Source organism: Pseudomonas wadenswilerensis (assembly GCF_900497695.1).
Lineage (GTDB): Bacteria > Pseudomonadota > Gammaproteobacteria > Pseudomonadales > Pseudomonadaceae > Aquipseudomonas > Aquipseudomonas wadenswilerensis.
The window spans coordinates 403,987-423,872 of record NZ_UIDD01000008.1 but is presented as its reverse complement, the minus strand read 5'-3'; the positions used below and the strand labels follow the sequence as shown (position 1 = coordinate 423,872).

Annotated in this window: 18 protein-coding genes; 10 read left to right on the top strand and 8 right to left on the bottom strand. The window is 59.4% G+C overall.

The genetic code is table 11. The annotated features are described in order from the left end of the window. Window positions 1-72 precede the first annotated feature (72 nt). The gene (locus tag CCOS864_RS17415; protein WP_115087583.1) at window positions 73-1,266 is read left to right on the top strand and encodes a GGDEF domain-containing protein; all 1,194 of its coding nucleotides are present in this window, start codon (window positions 73-75) and stop codon (window positions 1,264-1,266) included. A 33-nt stretch (window positions 1,267-1,299) separates the two neighbouring features. Here the strand turns inward: CCOS864_RS17415 and CCOS864_RS17410 are convergent, their stop codons facing one another. Continuing rightward, window positions 1,300-2,175 (bottom strand): LysR substrate-binding domain-containing protein, encoded by an 876-nt coding sequence (locus CCOS864_RS17410; protein ID WP_115087582.1) that lies wholly within the window; start codon window positions 2,173-2,175, stop codon window positions 1,300-1,302. Window positions 2,176-2,258: 83 nt separating this feature from the next. Between CCOS864_RS17410 and CCOS864_RS17405 the strand changes: the two genes are divergently transcribed. After that, window positions 2,259-2,936 (top strand): ankyrin repeat domain-containing protein, encoded by a 678-nt coding sequence (locus CCOS864_RS17405; RefSeq protein WP_115087581.1) that lies wholly within the window; start codon window positions 2,259-2,261, stop codon window positions 2,934-2,936. On the opposite strand, the gene CCOS864_RS17400 is transcribed toward CCOS864_RS17405, so the two are convergent. Beyond that, the gene (locus CCOS864_RS17400; protein WP_115087580.1) at window positions 2,933-3,793 is read right to left on the bottom strand and encodes a LysR family transcriptional regulator; all 861 of its coding nucleotides are present in this window, start codon (window positions 3,791-3,793) and stop codon (window positions 2,933-2,935) included. The genes CCOS864_RS17405 and CCOS864_RS17400 overlap by 4 nt on opposite strands. Window positions 3,794-4,121: 328 nt before the next feature. Between CCOS864_RS17400 and CCOS864_RS17395 the strand changes: the two genes are divergently transcribed. Beyond that, window positions 4,122-4,412, top strand: a complete 291-nt coding sequence (locus CCOS864_RS17395) for a hypothetical protein (RefSeq protein WP_115087579.1) — start codon at window positions 4,122-4,124, stop codon at window positions 4,410-4,412. A gap of 615 nt (window positions 4,413-5,027) precedes the next feature. Here CCOS864_RS17395 and CCOS864_RS17390 read toward each other — a convergent pair. Further along, on the bottom strand, window positions 5,028-6,173 hold the full coding sequence (locus CCOS864_RS17390) for a serine hydrolase domain-containing protein (RefSeq protein WP_115087578.1): 1,146 nt from the start codon (window positions 6,171-6,173) through the stop codon (window positions 5,028-5,030). A 141-nt stretch (window positions 6,174-6,314) separates the two neighbouring features. After that, window positions 6,315-7,382, bottom strand: a complete 1,068-nt coding sequence (locus CCOS864_RS17385) for a fatty acid desaturase (protein WP_115087577.1) — start codon at window positions 7,380-7,382, stop codon at window positions 6,315-6,317. A 318-nt stretch (window positions 7,383-7,700) separates the two neighbouring features. Here CCOS864_RS17385 and CCOS864_RS17380 point away from each other — a divergent pair, with 318 nt between their 5' ends. The 4 genes from CCOS864_RS17380 to CCOS864_RS17360 all read left to right on the top strand — a co-directional run bounded on the left by CCOS864_RS17380 (window position 7,701) and on the right by CCOS864_RS17360 (window position 10,734). Beyond that, window positions 7,701-8,264, top strand: a complete 564-nt coding sequence (locus tag CCOS864_RS17380) for a recombinase family protein (RefSeq protein ID WP_115087576.1) — start codon at window positions 7,701-7,703, stop codon at window positions 8,262-8,264. 155 nt (window positions 8,265-8,419) lie between these two features. Then, on the top strand, window positions 8,420-9,295 hold the full coding sequence (locus tag CCOS864_RS17375) for a universal stress protein (protein ID WP_115087575.1): 876 nt from the start codon (window positions 8,420-8,422) through the stop codon (window positions 9,293-9,295). A 246-nt stretch (window positions 9,296-9,541) separates the two neighbouring features. Then, on the top strand, window positions 9,542-10,255 hold the full coding sequence (locus tag CCOS864_RS17365; protein WP_115087574.1) for a tetratricopeptide repeat protein: 714 nt from the start codon (window positions 9,542-9,544) through the stop codon (window positions 10,253-10,255). Window positions 10,256-10,320: 65 nt separating this feature from the next. Continuing rightward, window positions 10,321-10,734 carry a GrpB family protein gene (locus tag CCOS864_RS17360; protein ID WP_208644386.1) on the top strand — a complete coding sequence of 138 codons (414 nt, stop codon included), beginning with the start codon at window positions 10,321-10,323 and terminating at the stop codon, window positions 10,732-10,734. A gap of 188 nt (window positions 10,735-10,922) precedes the next feature. On the opposite strand, the gene CCOS864_RS17355 is transcribed toward CCOS864_RS17360, so the two are convergent. The 3 genes from CCOS864_RS17355 to CCOS864_RS17345 all read right to left on the bottom strand — a co-directional run bounded on the left by CCOS864_RS17355 (window position 10,923) and on the right by CCOS864_RS17345 (window position 14,876). Continuing rightward, window positions 10,923-12,056 carry an aminotransferase class V-fold PLP-dependent enzyme gene (locus CCOS864_RS17355; RefSeq protein ID WP_115087572.1) on the bottom strand — a complete coding sequence of 378 codons (1,134 nt, stop codon included), beginning with the start codon at window positions 12,054-12,056 and terminating at the stop codon, window positions 10,923-10,925. A 262-nt stretch (window positions 12,057-12,318) separates the two neighbouring features. After that, window positions 12,319-13,497: a trans-sulfuration enzyme family protein gene (locus CCOS864_RS17350; protein WP_115087571.1), complete on the bottom strand. Its 1,179-nt coding sequence runs from the start codon at window positions 13,495-13,497 to the stop codon at window positions 12,319-12,321. Continuing rightward, a complete protein-coding gene (locus CCOS864_RS17345; RefSeq protein WP_115087570.1) occupies window positions 13,494-14,876 on the bottom strand; it encodes a pyridoxal-phosphate dependent enzyme in 1,383 nt (460 codons plus the stop codon). Before CCOS864_RS17345 ends, CCOS864_RS17350 begins: the two co-directional genes overlap by 4 nt. A gap of 205 nt (window positions 14,877-15,081) precedes the next feature. Here CCOS864_RS17345 and CCOS864_RS17340 point away from each other — a divergent pair, with 205 nt between their 5' ends. Beyond that, complete coding sequence (locus CCOS864_RS17340; protein ID WP_115087569.1) at window positions 15,082-16,941, top strand: ABC transporter ATP-binding protein; 1,860 nt, start codon at window positions 15,082-15,084, stop codon at window positions 16,939-16,941. Here CCOS864_RS17340 and CCOS864_RS17335 read toward each other — a convergent pair. Then, the gene (locus CCOS864_RS17335) at window positions 16,932-17,411 is read right to left on the bottom strand and encodes a GNAT family N-acetyltransferase (protein WP_115087568.1); all 480 of its coding nucleotides are present in this window, start codon (window positions 17,409-17,411) and stop codon (window positions 16,932-16,934) included. The genes CCOS864_RS17340 and CCOS864_RS17335 overlap by 10 nt on opposite strands. 889 nt (window positions 17,412-18,300) lie before the next feature. On the opposite strand from CCOS864_RS17335, the gene CCOS864_RS17330 reads away from it, so the two are divergent. Together CCOS864_RS17330 and CCOS864_RS17325 are read left to right on the top strand one after the other, a co-directional pair. Then, window positions 18,301-18,639: an FAD-dependent oxidoreductase gene (locus CCOS864_RS17330; RefSeq protein WP_115087567.1), complete on the top strand. Its 339-nt coding sequence runs from the start codon at window positions 18,301-18,303 to the stop codon at window positions 18,637-18,639. Between the two features lie 19 nt (window positions 18,640-18,658). Then, window positions 18,659-19,690 carry a flavin monoamine oxidase family protein gene (locus CCOS864_RS17325; RefSeq protein WP_115087566.1) on the top strand — a complete coding sequence of 344 codons (1,032 nt, stop codon included), beginning with the start codon at window positions 18,659-18,661 and terminating at the stop codon, window positions 19,688-19,690. The last annotated feature ends 196 nt before the right edge of the window (window positions 19,691-19,886 follow it).

The window sequence follows — 19,886 nt, the reverse complement described above, 5'->3', positions numbered from 1 at the left end:
GCTCGGCTAGCATGCCGCTGAAAACCGGCGCTGGCCGGTTGGCCACCCGGCCATGAGCGGAGAGCGATACCCTTGCTGCTGAGCATCCCGACCCTGTTGCTGGTGGCCATTTTCATCTTTGCCCTGATGGGCCTGCTGACCCTGCATGCCTGGAGCCGCGGCGTACGCGAGCGGACCCTCGGCTACCTGGGCAGCATGCTCCTGCTCGCCGCCTGCGGCGTGACCCTGATCAGCCTGCGCGGCCTGACCCCCGACTTTATCGCCCTGGTGCTGGGCAACATTGTCCTGCTGCTCGGCGCGGCGCTGAACTGGACCGCCATGCGTGTGTTTACCGGCCGCCCGCCGCACCTGCCGGGGATCCTGGCCGGCGCACTGTTCTGGTCGCTGTGGGGGCTGATGCCGGGTTTCTACGACGACCTGGGCCTGCGGGTGACGGTGTATTCGATGCTGGCGGCGACGTATGGCGGCCTGTCGATCTTTGAACTGTGGCGCAGCCGCCAGCAGCTTGAAGTCTCCTACCTGCCAGCGCTGCTGCTGATGCTGGTGCACACCGGTTTCTACTGCGTGCGTACCGTTGCCGACCATGGCGTGTCGCTGGACCAGGCGATCACCAGCAACGGCCGCGGCACCGGTTTCTTCTCGTTCATGCTCTTTGAGTCGATGCTCTACGCCATCGGCATCGCCTACGTGACCCTGGCCATGGTCCGCGAGCGCACCGAGCTGAAATTCAAGGCCGCCGCCTATGCCGACCCGTTGACCGGCGTCGGCAACCGCCGCGCCTTCATGTCCCGTGGCGAAAAGCTGTTGGCCGACTGCGCCCGCCGTGGCGAGCCGGTGGCTTTGCTGCTGTGCGACCTCGATCACTTCAAGCGCCTCAACGATACCCACGGCCACCAGACCGGCGACCAGGCGCTGATCGCCTTCGCCCAGATCACCCGCAACAGCGTGCGTCAGGAGGATGTCTTCGCCCGTATCGGCGGTGAAGAGTTCGCCTGCCTGCTGGCCAATACCGACGCGCAGACGGCGCAGCAGGTAGCGCAACGCATCTGTGAAAGCTTCTACGCGCTACCGATGCTGGAACCGGGATTCCTCAGCGTCAGCATCGGCATCGTCGGCGCCAGCGGCCCTGGCGAACACGACCTTTCGCGCTTGCTGTCCAAGGCCGACAACGCCCTGTATGCCGCCAAGCACCAGGGCCGTAATCGCGTGCACCTGTACCAGCCTGCTAGATGGCTGCAGAGCGAGCAGCCTGCAGGTACGCTGTAGCGATGCTACAGGTACAGCAGAGCGACGCTGCTGTTACTCGCTCGCCAGGGTACGCGCCAGCTCCGCGGCCAGTTCCTTGACCATGGCGTCGGCGGTCGGCCGATGAATGATCGCCACCTCCATGGCATCGATCGACGGCAGGCCGTGGGCCGAGGTCAGCTGCAAATGCTCGGCGGTGACCGCGCGCAGCGGCAGCAGGCTGATGCCCATGCCGTTGGCCACCGCCGCCTGCAGGCCGCTGAGGCTGGAGCTGGTGAAACTGATGCGCCAGCGGCGGCCCATGCGCTCGATGGCGCCGATCATGTCGTCGCGGTACAGGCCGCGTGGCGGGAAGGTCACCAGCGGCACCGGGTCCTGGTCGAAGGCGGGGTTTTTCGCGCTGTCGATCCATTGCAGCTTCTCCGGCCAGCAGGCCACCGCCTCACGGCTGTTGCGTCGCTGCTTGAGCAGGATCAGGTCGAGCTCGCCGTTGTCGTAACTGGCGCTGAGGTCGCGGCACAGGCCACTGGTGACCTCCAGCTTGACCTGCGGATGCTTGCGGTTGAAGGTCGAGAGCAGATGGGTGGTGCGCCCGGCGGCAAAGTCTTCCGGCACGCCCAGGCGCACGGTCACCGCCACCGTCGCGCCCGACATCGCCTCGAGCATTTCATCGTTGTAGGCCAGCATCTGCCTGGCGTAGCCGAGCAGCGTCTGCCCGGCGTCAGTGGGCAGCACGTCGCGGTTGCCGCGCTCGAGCAGCTTGTGCCCGACCATCTCCTCCAGCCGGCGGACCTTCTGGCTGACCGTCGACTGGGTCGAGTGCAGGCGCGCCGCCGCCGTGGTAAAGCTGCCGCAGTCGCTGACCATCACCACCGCCCGCAACAGGTCGAGGTCGAACAGCGGCCTATTCGATTTTTCACTGACAGACATGCTTTTATTTAACTTCTAAATAAGGAGCCCGACTTTTAACATGGCCCGACCTTGCGAGCAATCGCCCACCAGGAGGTACTGCCATGCTCCTTGAACGCCTGTCCACTCACCTTGCCGTGGTATTTGCCATGCTCACCTCGCTGACCGCCAGCGCCGACGGCGGCACCCTCGAAAGCCAACTGCGCAGCGCAGCCGAACAAGGCCAGGCCGCACAGGTGCGCAGCCTGCTCGACCAGGGCGCGAACCGTGAAGCCCGCGACAAAATGGGTCGCACCCCACTGTTGCTGGCCACCCACAACAACCAGGTCGAAGCCGCCAAGGTACTGATCGACGCCGGTGCCGACGTCAACGCCAAGGACTCCATCGAAGACAGCCCCTACCTGTACGCCGGTGCCCGTGGCCACAACGACATCCTCACACTGACCCTGGCCCACGGCGCCGACCTCACCAGCACCAACCGCTACGGCGGCACCGCGCTGATACCGGCAGCCGAACGCGGCCACGTCGACACCGTGCGCCTGCTGATCGCCGCAGGTGTGGCGGTTGATCACGTCAACAAACTGCACTGGACCGCCCTGCTCGAGGCCATCATCCTCGGCGACGGCGGCCAGCGGCATGTCGAGATCGTGCGCGAGCTGATCAAGGCCGGGGCGGATGTGAACCTGGCCGATGGTGAAGGCGTGACGCCGCTGCAGCATGCGCGGCAGCGGGGTTACAAGGAAATGCAGGTGCTGTTGGAACGGGCCGGCGCCCGCGCCTAGCTGCTTTCCAGCAACCGATCGAGCAACCACAACCCCGCCGGCCCCGGCGGGGTCAGCTTCGACCAGGCCACATCCACCGCGATTGGCCGCGGCCAGCCGCGCAGCTTCAGCTCGGTGAGCTGGCCATGGCCGTACTGCCTGACCAGACCGTGGGGCAACTCGGCCCAGCCAAAGCCCTCCTCGGTCATCTCCAGCAGCATCAGATAATCCGGCGCCGACCACACCCGCCCCTGGGGTTTGTTCACACTGTCGGTGTAGGTATTCAAGTACAACTGCCGATGCCCGACCAAGTGCGCCTGAGTCGGCTGCGCAAGCTGCGCCAGCGGGTGACTGCTCGCCACAAAAATCCCCATCTGCGCCTGCGCCGCCAGCCGCGTAGCGGCCACATCCGGCGGGTAGCCGGGTTGCGCGGCGAGCATGCCCAAGTGTGCGCGGCCGCTCTGCAGCAGGTTCAGCACATCGCCGGCCTCGGCGATCATGCATTCCAGCTCGATGTCCTGATAGCGCTGCTCGAACAACTGCATCACCCGGTTGTCCGGGTTGAGCTGGTGCATGTCGGAAAACACGATGGTCAGCCGCGGCTCGACCTTGTCCGCCAGGCGGATGCTCAGCTGGTCCAGGCGTTCGCTGGCGGCGAGGATCTCCTGTACATGGCCGAGCACCTTGCGGCCGGCTTCGGTGAGTATGGGTTGACGGGCCTGGCGGTCGAACAAGGTGACGCCGAGGTCGGCTTCGAGGTTGGCGATTGCGGCGCTGATGGTGGATTGGCTTTTGCGCAGTTTGCGGGCAGCGGCGGAGAAGGAGCCTAGGGCGGCGGCTTCTACGAAGGCTTGGAGGGCTTCTGGGGAGTAGCGCATGAAGGGATATCGGTTTTTTCGATGGTATTTTATTTTAATGCAAGGGGAAAACCGATGGCAATGGAGGTAAGGCGCGGATGTCTGTCAGCGCAATACTTGTCCCTCAAACTGAGTAATGGGCTAACGGGTTGCGTGGCTTCTCGGTTGGCCGATATCTGGCTATCGCAAAAGGCAGCTATCGGCCAGAAGCAGCCGGTGGTCGTTGCGTTTCGTTTGTCGTTGGCGTGTGGCTAAGCTTAATAAACCGGGGCGAATTGAAACTTGGCTGAAAGCGGCCATCAGTGGACCTGGAAATTAGCATCGAGGCGGCGCCCCAAAGGAGACGAACATGTATGCGGTTATCAGAACCTACCTAGGTGCTGGAGCGAAGCAGCTTTTCGAGCTTTTGGAAGAGCGCAAAGCCGACGTCGAAGCTACCCTGCGGACAGTGCCAGGGCTGGTCAGCTACACGCTTCTGAATACGGGTGATGGCGGTACGTCGGTGACTGTCTGCACGGACAAAGTCGGCAGCGATGCGAGCTTGAAAGTTGCACGTGACTGGATTCAGAAAAATGCGCTAGATATTCACGCGGAACCGCCGATCGTAACGGAAGGTCCGGTCATTGTGCAGATCAAATAGCGGGCCCTTGCGCTTGATCTCGCGACACTCTCGCTGTCGCAGGCTTGGTATGTCTGCTTCGTAGTGGCGTGATCGTCCGCAAACCATAAAATTGGGTTTAGCCTGTCTCAATAGGCTGCAATCGGCCAGAAGCGGCCTTCAGACGGTGGTAGCGGGCTTGTCCCGCGATAGGCTCATGGCAGCATGACAGTCAATTTTCAGAGTCAGAATCGCGGGGCAAGCCCGCTCCCACCTGGACGCCATACACCGGCAGCTTTGGGTCGAAAGCAGCCATCCGAATGCATCCGCTTTCGCCCAAGATCAGCTCCTGGTACTCACCTCCTCAACGCCGACGATTTGCCCCACAACGCACCGGCACAAGATCGATTGCAATCACAGGACAAGCCAGCCCCCACGGAAGCTTGATACACCCCCGCTTCAAGTTGATGGCCAACTCCATCGTAACCCTCCAAGTCCATATCCCTTGCTCTACCCACCCACCACGTTACTCTCCCACCATTGCTGCAAATTGTGCGCGGGGCGCCTTCGTCCGCGCCGGTGAGTGATCGCCTGCGATTGTCCTGGGCCGCCGATGCGGCCCGCTCATGCACCCACCCTGCATGAAGGATTACTCGCTCAAAGCGCCGCATAGACAAGCGATGACAGCAGGCCAGGACGGGGGTCAATCATCGTATGGCTGCCCGAGGTCGTGGTGACAAAACCAAAGCTCACGTGCCTTTCGGGATCGGCGAAACTTATCGGACCGCCAAGGCCGATATGCCCAAAGGTGTCTGGGCCCATTGCGTGGGAAGCCGTCGGGTCGACTTGCTGTTCCAGCATGCAGCCTAATCCATAACGCATGGGCCGCATCCATACCCGGTCCATGCCATGACTGTGCTCTCGAGTGAACTCACTGAGCAGTTCGCGACCGATAAAGTTTCCCGCCAGCAATGCACTATAGAAACCGGCCAGGCCGTGAGCCGTGCCATGTCCACACACAGCCGGTTGCCGATAGGCCCACCAGCGAGGGTCGCTGGTTCGTCTGGGCACCATTCCGGGGTTGGTGAAGGCGAATGTCGCGATATGCGCTGGCTCGCTTTTTAGCACTGTGCGCAGCGCTTGCGAGTAAGGATCACCGACTCGCCCGATGGCACTGTCGAAACGCGCGATACGATGAAAGTGTTTTTCGTCCACACCGAGGTGAACGTCGAGGTCATGGGGGTCCAGAATCTTTTCGTGGATAAAGGCACAGGGGTCTCGTCCGTCTACCCGACGAATCAACTCACCGAGAATCCAGCCAAAGGTAGTGGTGCCGTACCCCAGGTCTGTTCCCGGCTCCCACCAGAGCGGCTCGGCTTCCAGTACCCGCAGCATATGCTCCCAGTCATACATCATGGCGTTATGGTCGGGTGCTCGCAGCGCCGGCAGGCCCGCGGTGTGGTTCATCACCTGACGCAAGGTGACCTTGGCTTTGCCGTTCTGGGCGAACTCAGGCCAGTAACGGGCCACCGGCGCATCCAGCTCCAGCTTGCCCTCCTCGACCAACATCAGAACGGCCACCGCGACATAGGGTTTTACAACGCAAAAAGTGTTGGCCAGCGTATCCCGCGTCCAAGGCCTGGTGCCCTCTTGATCCGCCATACCGGCCCACAGGTCGACAACCATCTCTCCGCCTACCTGCACGCAGAGCCCGGCGCCACGCTCCTGCGGATCGTCAAACATGTCCTCGAAGGCCTGCTTGACCGCTTCGAACGGCTTCGCACACATCCCTTGCGCTTTCATACCTAAGACTCCTCGTATTTGCAGTGCAGCCCTTGCTACTTGCCTAACTTGACCGTTAGCAAGCCTGCCAGGCGACAAGAAAGATCCCGCCGCCTGGCAGACCGGGCTCCACCTATCAACAGATCATGTTTATCGGGGAATTCACCCCCGCGAGCGAGTTTGAGAGTGCCCCATGGAAAAACGGTTCGCTCGTTTGTAGGTACCGAAGTCATTGAACCTGACACCGGCCTCCGCCATGACTTTATGCGCATAAGGTGCGGTCATCTGACGAAGATAGAACGGGTCTCTCACAACGAAGTGGTGAATACTGTGAGTGCTACCGAAGTTGAAACAAAACAGCTGAAACGGCCACAACCACCAAGCGTTCATTACCTGGGTTTGCTGCAACGCATTACGCGGGGCAACATCGCCGTAATAGTGCATATTGGAACTTATAAAAAACAGGCAGAACTGCCGTATCATGTTTGGAGCGATAAGTATAACCACTGCGCTATTGACGACATCCATTAACGCCAATGTCGCAGCACTACTGTGGACCTCCGCCCCGATGATTGATCCAAAGCCCACATACAGATGGTAGCCGAGGAACACATACCAGCACCCCCAATACAAAAGCCCGAACGGTGTATTGAGCCGAATGATCTTGCCTAACAATCTTACCTTTTGCCGCCATCCCGGCGCAAAAACCGCGTTTAGAAAACCAAATACAAACCCATCCATCAGTTTCAACAACCGCAGTATTCCCCAGGGGTTGCCACTGGTCGTGATCCATGCCTCGACATCCGTATCAGTTCCGGACTCCTTATGGTGATGAAAATGCAGATTGCGCCTTAGCCAGGGGCTGGGCATTCCCGGCCGAGCCAGCCAGCAAAAAAACATCATGGCATTATGGGCCAGCGGCTGTTTTCTGAAATACAGGCGATGAATCAAGTCATGTTCGATTTCATGAATGAACGATGTCAGCAGCGCATTGATCAAAATGCACATCCATGCGGGGATATAGCCCGTTAGGTAGAGCCCTCCGGTGACGACCATCCCTGCCAGGGAAAACACCATGACACTCGCACCCAGCGCATTCTGATGCTGCAAGATCGGATAGCGCTTGCGTAGGTAGTTTCCGTGCTCGGTAATGCTCCGGGTGACAGTAGCAATCTTTTCCTGATCGGTATTTGGGTGATCCGTTTCGATGGTTTTTTCCATGACCTTCATCACTGCATCCTCTGCGTGCGCCGGATAATTACCAGCCTCATCAAGCGGGTTAAATCAATTGCTTGAGCTATCAAACAGCAGGCATTCAAATTCACTGCATGAATGCATGCGCGTTATTCAATAAACACGAAATCGACTGCTTGCCGAAAAATTTGTTAGACTCATTCCAAGCTTCAAAATGATAAGACAAGCCAAATTCTTTGCAACTGTGTATTTTGGGTGGACTCAGTGTTACAGGCATGTGTAAGAATTTATTGATTTAGTTACAGTTTGTACAAGTCTGGAACGACGGTGTACAAGTATTGCCAAGGAGGCACCATGAGATTGCATCGCATCAAATATTTCCGGCTCTCTCTACAAGAACCCGAGGACAGCGTAGAGAAATCAACCCGCCATGATGTATTTGACGCCGTGTTTTTCGATGAAACTGCAGACGATGCCGCGAATCGCGCAGGCCTTGAAAAGCTAATTCGCTACATACAGTGCGGGGATACTGTGGTAGTGGACAGCATGGCATCGCTCAGTTCCAGTACCGAGCAGCTGTGCACCCTCATTCGCCGGCTGATTGAAAAGCAGGTAACCCTGGAGTTCTTGAACGAAAACCTGATTTTCCGCCATGACTGTCTTGAAGTTGTGGAGCCCATCATTGCAGTAATGGAGGCGCTGGCAGAGTTCGAGCGCGCTGCAGCGAGGGAAAAACAGGCGACAGGCATTGCTGCCGCAAAGATCCGTGGGTTATACAAAGGTCGCAAGAAAAAACTGTCTGACAATCAGGTTGTAAGTTTAATTGACCGCGCCCGCGCTGGAGAAAGTAAATCTAAATTGGCGCGTGATTTTGATATCAGTCGGCAGACGCTTTATCGGTACTTGAGATCAACATAGGGGGCTCTTCAGGCACCTGCCTCGCCTCCCCCACTCCTTTGACCCAAATCAAGCCGCCAGGCCTGGTTCGCGAGACGATGGCGGCAAGCAAGGAATGGATCGAAACCGGCCAACGCCATCGATCCCTGTGCACAGCATTGCATAAGGAGCCCCACATGAGCCCGTTGAACCACGTACTGGTAGCCACCGACCTGTCCACTTCTGCCCGCAACGCGGCAGAGCGCGCTGCACTCTTGAGCAAGGCGCAACAGGCAGCGCTGGACCTGCTCTACGTTGCCAATCCAGCGCCCTACGAGCGCTTGAAGCAGGTGCTGGTGCCTGATGAAGACTTGTTGAATCGCGTGCTGGAGACCGCCGGAGAGAAAGTGCACGCACTGGCAGCCATGCTGTTCCAGCGCTATGACATCGCCCCTGGCGTACAGGTCGCGCCCGGCTCGGTGGTCAGCGAAATCACCCGTGTGGTACAGGACAAACGCAGCAACCTGCTGGTGTGTGGGGCGAAGGGCCAGAGTGTGGCGCGCCGTCTGCTGCTGGGCTCGACCGTACAACGAATGCTCAACCGCATGCTCTGCCCGATGCTGGTGGTCAAGCAGGCACCTCGCGACACCTACCGTACCGTGCTGGTTCCGGTGGATTTCTCGCCTTCATCGCTGCGCGCCATCGAGCTGGTAAAAGCGGTTGCCCCGCAGGCCGAGATCATCCTGCTGCATGTGTACGAAGCGCCCTTCGAAAGCAGCATGCGCTTCGCTCACATCGACCAGGACACCCTCACTCACTACCGCAATGTCATCCGCAAAGATGCCGTGCAACAGCTCGCGGCCCTGAGCGAAGCCGCCGGGGTGAGCGATGCGCGGCAAGTCGTGGTGCACGGCGACCCTGCCTGGCGGATCGTCGAGCAGGAGCAGGAGCTGGACTGCGATCTGATCGTGATCGGCAAGCAGGGGGACAGCGCGCTGGAAGAGCTGTTGATCGGCAGCGTCACCAAGCATGTGCTCAACGAATCGCAGTGTGATGTGCTGGTGTCGCTGTAGGGTGCCTTAGTGGCGAGGACGCTGAACGAGTGTCCTCGCCCCACTGCTAATCCACAATGAACAACTTCGCCCCAGTGGTGGTGAATGAGCGATGCCCCTCGGCATTGTTACCCACCCGCTGGCCGCTGCCGCGGGAACTTCAGGGTACTGGCCAGGTCAATTGGGGCCCTGCATCGGAAGTACCGAGCAGCGCTGTGGTCTGTTTTACGGCAGTGCCGTCCGAGATCAGTCGAGTCCGCCCCCCTGATGCCAACCAAGAGTTTTCTGCCGGGTCTCATCCTGGTGTTCAGCGCCGTCGCGTCGCTTTGTTCGGTTGCTGCTGAGCGAAGTGCGGCAGCGCAAAGTAACAGCGCATCAACCGCCCTGATCGAAACCGCCTCGCGGCAGTATGAGAACGGCCAGCCGGACCAAGCCGCTGCCACGCTGGAGCGAGCCCTGCAAATCCAGCCGAACAATCCGGCGACGCTGCATTACCTCGGTGTGTTGCGTCTTCAGCAAGGGCAGTACCAGCAGGCTGAAACCTTGGCGGCGCGCTCGAACATGCGAGTTGGTCGCAACGTCGAGTTACGCAACCGCAACTTCCAATTGATCCAGGCGGCGCAGCAGGCCCGGTCTTCGGGCACCCTACCCAACGCCAAAGCGGACCTGGCCGCAGTACAGAAGAGGCAGGAAGTGGAGACTCAAGGGCACGACGCCGGCAACATCGCTCGTGCAAAGGCAGACCGGGTATCGGATTTACCGACGGTTGACAGGCCTCGGCCCGAAGGGAAACTCCAAACGGCTTCCGTCGAGCCAGAGTCTGGGTACGATGAGGTTGAAGTTCCCCGCGGCCATTTACCGCCTCCGGGTAAATGCCGAATCTGGTTTCCGGATCGCCCGCCAGGGCACCAGCCCGCACCCGGCAAATGCAAGAAGCTGCGATATCGGGTTCCGCCAGGGGCCTTCTTGGTGCACGGTTGAGCCCAAGGCAACGCCATCGGTCCCTGTGCGCAGCATTGCATTAGGCAACTTTACGGGGGTCGTCTGTGAAGATTGAAAAAATGAACCGGTATTGGCGGGACGCCAATCAGATCACAACGTTCGAAGCAGGCGATCCGGACGAAAACCCATGGGTTATGGGCCAGCCGAAAAGCGATCCTATTGAAGTGCAAGCCTACGACCCCACCTGGGCGGAGCTGTTTCAGGCATTGAGGGCAGACATCGCCACCGCGCTGGCGGGGAAAACGCTGGCCATCGAATATGTTCGCCACGTGCTTTTCCGCGATTGGCTCCGCACGCATCCGCAAGACCGGACGCTATACGCTGAAGCCAAGATTCAAGCGAAGGATGGGGCCGATACATTCCAGGCATACAACATGAGAAAGCAAACCGTAGTCAGGGAAATCTACACCAGAATATTCGAATCCCATGGCCTGTTGAAAACGCGAAGTCCAGGATGAATGACCTAATGTCCGCTTGTGGCCGGTAGCGGTCATTGTCAGCCGCCGCTATAACCCGCCAGCTGCCCTCCGTGAAGGGCAGCTATAGGTCGACCCCGGTCATACAGCGCCAAGGGCCGGCAGTGCCCAGAACAGGATACCTTCCTGGATTTCACAAGCCCGGTAGGTGCTGCAGGCAAGATGAGGGCTTAGTCCACCATCACTTCGTCCAGTGCCTGCTCGAGGGTGCTGACCGTGCGCTCGATATTGTGCAGCTTTTCGAGGCCGAACAGACCGATGCGGAAGGTCTGGAAGTCGGCCGGCTCGTCGCATTGCAACGGCACTCCGGCGGCGATCTGCAGGCCGTGGTCGGCAAATTTCTTGCCGCTCTTGATGTCGGCATCATCGGTGTAGCTCACCACTACGCCAGGGGCCTGAAAGCCGTCTGCGGCCACGCTTTTGATGCCTTTGCCGGTCAACATTGCGCGCACCCGATCGCCCAGCGCCTGTTGTTCGCCGCGGACCTTGTTGAAACCGTAGGCTTGCATCTCTTTCATCACGTCGTTAAAGCGCGCGAGGGAATCGCTGGGCATGGTCGCATGGTAGGCATGCCCGCCCTGTTCGTAGGCCTGCATGATCTGAAGCCACTTTTTCAGGTCGCAGGCAAAGCTGCTGCTATGCGTCTGCTCGATGCGCTCGAGGGCCAAGGCACTGAACATCACCAGGGCGCAGCAAGGGGAGGCGCTCCAGCCTTTCTGCGGCGCGCTGATCAGCAGATCGACTGCGCACTTGTGCATATCAACCCAAATCGTGCCTGAGGCGATGCAGTCCAGCACGAACAGGCCACCCACCGCATGTACGGCGTCGCCGACGGCCCGCAGGTAGTCGTCGGGCAGGATAATCCCTGATGAGGTTTCAACGTGGGGGGCGAAGACAATCTGCGGCCTCGAAGCCTGAATGGCTGCCAGCACTTCGTCCAGAGGGGGTGGTGCGTAGGCAGCCTGGCGGCCCGTGTCGACCGGTCGGGCTTTCAGCACCGTGGTGGCCGCCGGGATGTTGCCCATCTCAAGGATCTGGCTCCAGCGATAACTGAACCAGCCGTTGCGTATCACCAGGCATTGCTGGTCGGTGGCAAACTGTCGCGCTACCGCTTCCATGCCGAATGTGCCGCTGCCCGGCACTACCGCAACAGCCTGGGCGTTGTAGACCTGTTTCAGGGTGCTGGAAATGTTCTTCATCACGCCTTGAAATTGCTGCGACATGTGGTTGAGCGAGCGGTCGGTGTAGACCACCGAGTACTCGACCAGCCCCTCAGGATCAATACTGGGATATAGCTTTGACATGCGGTCACTCCTTTGGCAGAGATGTCAGTGGTATCGACCCTGCCCTAAGCGTTGGCAAATGACAAGATTGCTCGGGACTGATTGCGACTTCTGTCGAACGGCAGTTACCGACCCAGAGCTGCCGGTGTACGGCGTCCAGGTGGGAGCGGGCTTGCCCCGCGATTCTGACTCTGAAAATTGTCTGTCATGCTGACATGACCCTATCGCGGGACAAGCCCGCTCCCACCGTCTGAAGGCCGCTTAGCAGCTATCCCCCCACCGCTCAAATCCGCGCCAACGCCTGAGCCAGATCACCCCGCAGGTCCTCGACATCCTCGACACCCACCGACAAACGCACCAACGCATCACCGATGCCCAGTTGCGCGCGGTTCTCTGCCGGGATGCTGGCGTGGGTCATGATCGCCGGGTGTTCGATCAGGCTTTCGACCCCGCCCAGGCTCTCGGCCAGGGCGAAGATCTGCACCGCTTCGAGGAAGCGTTTGGCGCCAGCCAGGTCGCTGTTCAGGTCAAGGGAAATCATCCCGCCGAAGCCGCGCATCTGCCGCCGCGCCAGTTCGTGCTGCGGGTGCGAGGCCAGACCCGGATAGTAGACCCGCGCCACCTGCGGCTGACGCTCAAGCCATTGCGCCAGCTCCAGGGCATTGCTGCAGTGACGCTCCATGCGCAGGGCCAGGGTCTTCACCCCGCGCAGGGTGAGGAACGCGTCGAACGGCCCGGCGATAGCGCCCACCGAGTTCTGCAAAAAGCCCAGGCGCTCGGCCAGTTCCGGGTTCTGCCCGACCACGGCGATGCCGCCGATCACATCGGAGTGGCCGTTGAGGTATTTGGTGGTCGAGTGCAGGACGATATCGAAGCCCAGCTCCAGCGGGCGCTGGACCCACGGGCTGGCAAAGGTGTTGTCGGCCACGCAGAGAATGCCGCGCTCGCGACAGATGCGCGCGACCGCGGCGAGGTCGGTCAGGCGCAGCAAGGGGTTGCTCGGGGTCTCGACCCAGACCATCCGCGTGTCTGCCTGCAGCGCCGCTTCAAATGCCGCCAGGTCAGCCAGGTCGACGAAGCTGAAGCGATGCCCAGCGCTGCGCCGGCGCACCCGTTCGAACAGGCGGAAGGTGCCGCCATACAGGTCATTGCCCGAGACGATGTGCGCGCCGGCGTCGAGCAGCTCGAGCACGTTGGCGATCGCCGCCAGCCCGGAGGCGAAGGCGAAGGCCTGGGTGCCGCCCTCAAGATCCGCCACGCAGCGCTCCAGAGCCCAGCGCGTGGGGTTGTGCGAGCGGCCGTAGTCGAGGCCCTTGTGCACCCCGGGGCTCTGCTGCAAATAGGTGGAGTTGGCGTAGATCGGCGGCATCAGTGCCCCGGTGGATGGGTCCGGCGCCTGTCCGGCATGGATCACCCGGGTGGCGAAGGCGCGTGGCGCGCCGCTTTCATCGTGCTGACTCATGGTAGGGACCTGCGTAAGTGATTGAGCAAATCGACGCGGGTAATCACGCCGTGAAACCCCGCAGCGTCTTCAATAATCGCCACCAGCCCACGGTCGAGCTCGGCCTGCAGTTCAGCCAGGCTGGCGCTGGGGGCCAGGGTTTCCAGCTTGAGCTTGTCGGTCATCGCGCTGGCCACGGTCATGTGAAAGTGCGAAGCGTCCTGGTGCACGCCGAGCAGAATGTCGGACTCATCGATCACCCCGACCAGATTCTGGCCATTGACCAGCACCGGCAGTTGCGACACATCGGCCAGGCGCATGCGCTGAAAGGCGGTGAGCAATGTGTCGTCGGGGCCGACGCTGATCACCCGGCCATCCTCGAAGCGCCGCGCAATCAGGTCGCGCAAGTCGCCATAGCGTTTGCGCGCCAGCAGGCCCTGGTCGGTCATCCACTGGTCGTTGTAGACCTTCGACAGGTAGCGGGTGCCGGTGTCGCAGACAAAGCTGACGACCCGCTTCGGCTCGGTTTGTTCGCGGCAGTAGCGCAGCGCCGCCGCCAGTAATGTGCCGGTCGAAGAGCCGCCGAGAATGCCCTCGGCGCGCAGCAGTTGACGGGCATGATCGAAGCTCTCTTCGTCGCTGATGGAGTAGGCCTGGCGCACACTGGAAAGGTCGGCAATCGACGGAATGAAGTCTTCGCCGATGCCCTCCACCGCCCAGGAGCCGGGGGTGCCGAGGGTGCCGCTACGGCTGTACTCGGCGACCACCGAGCCGACCGGGTCGGCCAGCACCATCACCAGGTTCGGCTGCAGGCGGCGAAAGAAGCGGGTCAGCCCGGTCAGCGTGCCGGCCGAGCCGACGCCGACGACGATGGCATCGACATCATGCTGGGTCTGCGCCCAGATCTCCGGCGCGGTGCTGCATTCGTGGGCCAACGGGTTGGCCGGGTTGTTGAACTGATCGGCGAAGAACGCGTCGGGAATCTCCTGCGCCAGCCGCGCGGCAACATCCTGGTAGTAGTCGGGATGGCCCTTGCCAACGTCAGAGCGGGTGATGTGCACTTCGGCGCCCATGGCCTTGAGGTGCAGGACCTTCTCGGTGGACATCTTGTCGGGCACCACCAGCACCACCCGGTAACCCTTGGCGCGGCCGACCAGGGCCAGGCCCAGGCCGGTGTTGCCGGCGGTGGCTTCGACGATGGTGCCGCCGGGGCGCAGGCGGCCATCGCGCTCGGCGGCGTCGATCATCGCCAGGCCGATGCGATCCTTGATCGAACCGCCGGGGTTTTGCGATTCGAGCTTGAGGAACAGTGTGCACGGGCCGGTATCGAAGCGGCTGACACGCACCAGCGGCGTATTGCCGATCAGTTCGAGCACGGCCGGGCGGGAGTCGTTCGGCATGGGGTCACCTCGCTGCGCAGGTAAAGCCTCGCATGGACCATAGGCCCGGATTGCTCGACCCGCAACCGTGCGCAGCCAGCCGGTAGATTTAGCGAGCCAGCGCGTTGTTTGAAAGTCCGCCAGGCAGAAAACGCCCCATGGCAAATCCCTCAAAGCCACCGTTCGGTGGCAGAATCTCCAGAATTTGATCGTTGTGGAGACCACCATGCTTCGTGCGTTTGAACGAAGGCTCGACCCCTTTCCTCCTGACGAGGTACCGCCACCGCCCGAGGGCCTGGCTCGCTTCCTGTGGGCCTGCACACGGGGCGCGCGCGGCTATATTCTTGCGTTTGCACTGTTGAGTGCTGGCGTGTCGATCTACGAAGCCTGGCTGTTTGCTTTCCTCGGTCAGGTCGTGGATCTGCTCTCGACCTGGCAGGCAGGTGGTGATGCGGCGGCGCAGGAAAGCCGCGTGTTGTGGGGCATGGGCATCGTCATGCTGGCCAGCGTCGGGCTGGTGGCATTGCGGACCATGGTGCAGCACCAGATATTGGCGATAAACCTGCCGTTGCGACTGCGCTGGGACTTCCACCGCTTGATGCTGCGGCAAAGCCTTTCGTTCTTTTCCGATGAGTTTTCCGGCCGGGTCACCACCAAGGTCATGCAGACGGCGCTGGCCGTGCGCGATCTGCTGTTCACCCTGATCGAGATCCTCCCCGGGATAGGTGTGTATTTCATTGCGATCATCGCCCTGGCGGGCGGTTTCGCGCTGAAACTGATGCTGCCTTTCGTTGCCTGGGTCGTGTTGTTCGGCCTGGCCATGCTGTACTTCGTGCCCCGCCTGGGCAAAGTCGGCCAGGAACAGGCCAATGCGCGGTCGATGATGACCGGGCGTATCTCGGACGCCTACACCAACATCACCACGGTGAAGCTGTTCTCCCACTCCAATCGTGAAGCGCACTTCGCCCGTGCAGCGATGGAGGACTTCAAGCAAACCGGCTTTCGCCAGATGCGCCTGGTCAGCCAGTTCGAGATCGTCAACCAGGCCCTGGTGGTGATGTTGATCATGGCAGCAGGCGGTTATGCCCTGTGGCTGTGGCACCAGGGTGAGGTCGGCGCCGGTGCCGTGGCGGCAATCACCGCCATGGCGTTGCGTATCAATGGCATGTCGCACTGGATCATGTGGCAAATGACTTCGCTGTTCGAGAGCATCGGCACCGTGCAGGATGGCATGGCCACCCTCACCCGCGGCCCCAAGGTGAAGGATGCGCCGGATGCAGGTGTGCTGGTGACCTCCGGCGGCGCGGTCACCTTCGACAATGTGAGCTTCAACTACAATGGCGAACGCCAGGTGCTCGATGGCCTGAGCCTGAATATTCGCCCGGGTGAAAAGATCGGCCTGGTAGGCCGCTCCGGCGCGGGCAAATCCACGCTCATCAACTTGCTGCTGCGCTTCTATGATGTCGACAGCGGGCAGATCCGCATTGACGGGCAAGACATTGCACAGGTGACGCAAGACAGCCTGCGCAGCGCCATCGGCATGGTCACCCAGGATACTTCACTGCTGCACCGCTCCATTCGCGACAACATCGCCTACGGCCGACCCGATGCGAGCGACGCCCAGGTCCGCAGTGCCGCGGCCAGTGCCCAGGCCGATGAGTTCATCAGCCAACTGAGCGACCGGCAAGGCCATAGCGGCTACGACACCCTGGTGGGCGAGCGTGGCATCAAGCTTTCCGGCGGCCAGCGCCAGCGCGTCGCGATTGCCCGCGTGATGCTCAAGAACGCCCCGATCCTGCTCCTTGACGAGGCTACCAGCGCGCTGGACTCCGAAGTCGAAGTGGCCATTCAGGAAAGCCTCGATGAAATGATGCAGGGCAAAACCGTGATTGCCATCGCCCATCGGCTGTCGACGATTGCGGCAATGGACCGGCTTATTGTCATGGATGACGGCCGCATCATCGAACAAGGTACCCACGCAGAACTGCTCGCCAAAAACGGCATCTATGCGCAGCTGTGGCACCACCAGAGTGGCGGTTTTCTGGGTGAGGATCGGGGGGTGGCCGAGGTTATGGATCAAGTGTGAGCGTGGACGGCATCCAACGGCATTCTGTACTCGATAACACCAGGCTTTTCGGCTATCCAGTCGTATAGCCTTTGCGCGGTGTGGTTAGTCTCCTGGGTGTGCCAGTAAAGCCGGTCGCAGTTTTTCTCGCGGGCTTGCCCTTGCACGTATTCGATCAGTTGTTTGCCGATCATCTGGCCGCGTACGCTTGGGCAAACGTACAAGTCCTCCAGGTAGCAGAAGTCATTGCGGCCCCAGGTGGAGCGGTGAAAGACGAAGTGGACGAAACCGTAGATCTGCTCCCCAATCGAGGCGACCGCACAGTACACAGGCTCGCTGCTGTCGAAGAAGCGGGCCCAGGTTAACTGGGTGGTCTGCATGCCCACATCGACCTTGTAGAACTCTTGGTACTTGGCCCAGAACTCGCACCACTTGGCGAAGTCCTTCTGCGCTACTGGGCGAACCGATAAAACCTGTTGTAGTGCTGTCATGATCAATCCTTAATGACGGTAGAAACGGCAACGTGAACCTGTCGAAAGCGCACGGTACGGCGCCGCCCCAAGTGGTATCAGCTCACTTGGTGATTGATTTATATCGCGCCAATGGTCTGGGTTGCCCATCCAGTTTTTGAAAATAAGCCAGACCACTTGCCTATCTCCACAGACAGCGGTGTTCGCACGCGCAGCCACTTCGGTGATTGAAGCCAACGGCCAGGCAACTGGACGCCACGATGGGCATCAAGTTATTTTGCCCATGCTACCCCAGCCGAAAAAGGCGAAGTGAACAATATATTTGGCTCCAACGGGCATGACGTGGATGGTTCTCATGTTGATATTTCAACTATTTCGATTGGACAACCGCTGCGTTTTTTACCGCCAGGGGTATTTACATCGCTGCCCCTTCAACACATAAGAGCGGCGGAACACCTCAGCATTATTAGAAAACCGAAGAAGCACTAGAGCAGTGCGGCTTCGCGATTCACCACAACCAAACAGAGAGCATGCAAATTCATTGTAACTTTAAAGGGTAGGCTGGGGCATTCGGCTCTTGCGCAAAATCATCAACCACCCTCTGTGATTGAGACAAGCTTAAAATCGTACCACCCTCCTCTTTTTAGAACCCCAGAATCTTCGCCTGCCATCTCCGGAGCTCCGGCAGGAGCTAATACGCCAAAGCTGATCATGTTGTGTGCACGTGATTAATTTTTGCAAAAATCTAGACATCTGGAACACGCAGAACATTGTAAACATTTGTTATCGTTTGTTATCGTTTGTTATCGTTTGTTGTACTTTGTTGTACTTTGTTGCTGCATTATTTACAAGAATACCAGCAAAATTTATACTTTCTTATCGCTAATCTCCTTACCAAAAGGATGCACCCATGCTGCCACCTCATAAATTGCTCAAAGGTTCATTTGAGCCAGCTGGACAGCCTTTTGTGACGCCCGTCTCAGATCCTGTCAAGCGCGTCATCGTAATTGGAGCTGGGTATTCGGGTATTGCAGCAGCCAATGCCCTCAGAACATATGGAATCGAAGTAGTTGTCCTGGAGGGCCAGGCAAATATTGGTGGGCGCACTCAAACTGTGTCTTTAGCGGGTGCACATGCAGAAGCCGGTGGTGGGTGGATTCATGCGCCGATCGGCAATCCTTTATCCGAGCTGGCAGACTTTCTTTCTCTAGCACGCCAAGCTTTCCCACTGAGTGGGGTTTTTTTCTAACCTAAAACTAGTTAGCCATATGGACAGAGCGCTTGATAAGTTTGAGCGCGACCGGATAATGGCGCTAGTAGATGTCATTGAGGAAGAACTGATAGAGTCTGCATCTCTATACGCACCGTCGCAAACCATTGCTGAACTGATTGATTCGAGACTGCAGGAGATCCCCGACAAAGACCTACGCGAATGGGTTAATTTCGTTCTAACTACGGGCTTTGAGGCTGATCTGGCATGCTCTGCAAGTGATATTTCCGTGATCAACTATACGGGCGATGCAGGTTATCAGGGGGGAGACGACTGTATCATTGACGGCTATAGCGCGATGCTCAATCTATTGGCAAAAGGCGGCCAAATTCACTGTAATTCAGTGGTCAGCGAGATTGTGCAAACACCGACGGAAATTACGGTACGCTGTACCAATGGTCATATCGAACACGGCTCCCACGTTCTTCTCAGCGTTCCGCTGGGGGTTTTGAAGGCGGGCTCAATAACGTTTTCCCCAGCACTATCAACGCAGAAGCGTTTTGCCATTGAGCGACTAGGCTTTGGTGCGTTCGAAAAGCTAATCTTTCAGTTTGAAAATGCTTTCTGGCGAACTGTGGACAATGACGTTAGCGGGATATTGATCAAGGGCCATCCCGTTTTTCCGTATTGGCTCGATGTGTCTGCCAGTTCCGGTCGCCCCACGTTAGCTGCGCACGTATCTGGTCCACAAGCATTGGCGCTTGCTAAGCTGGATGATGATGTCGCATTCGATATGGCGATGTCGGCGCTTTCAAGTGCGTGTGGCGGTGTCCCCACAGTACCAGTGGAATGGCATCGAACTAACTGGGTGACTGATCCTTTTAGTCGTGGTGCTTACACACACCTCCCTCCCTCGATTTCCCTGCAGGAAATACACAACCTCAGCCAACCTGAAGGACGTTTACTTTTTGCTGGTGAAGCAACCTCTACGGAGCGCTTTGGCTATGTTGATGGAGCTTACGTCTCTGGACTTCGGGAAGCGCGAAGATTGACCGGTGGTCGACCCGTGAAAATCTCGATCAGTGCGTGACAAGCCCAATACAATGATCGAATACCCACGTTTCCGGCTTCGGCCGGTCAGTGCGAGAAGCTGAAGGAGTTCAAATCCCTACCCACGCCTCACACAAGGCCGCGCCGCAATGATCGTATCCAACCAAAGCTGCCCTTCTCGGAGAGCAGCAATCGGCCAATTCCGGCCTTGAGCGACCGTCGGCTTTGGGTTGTGG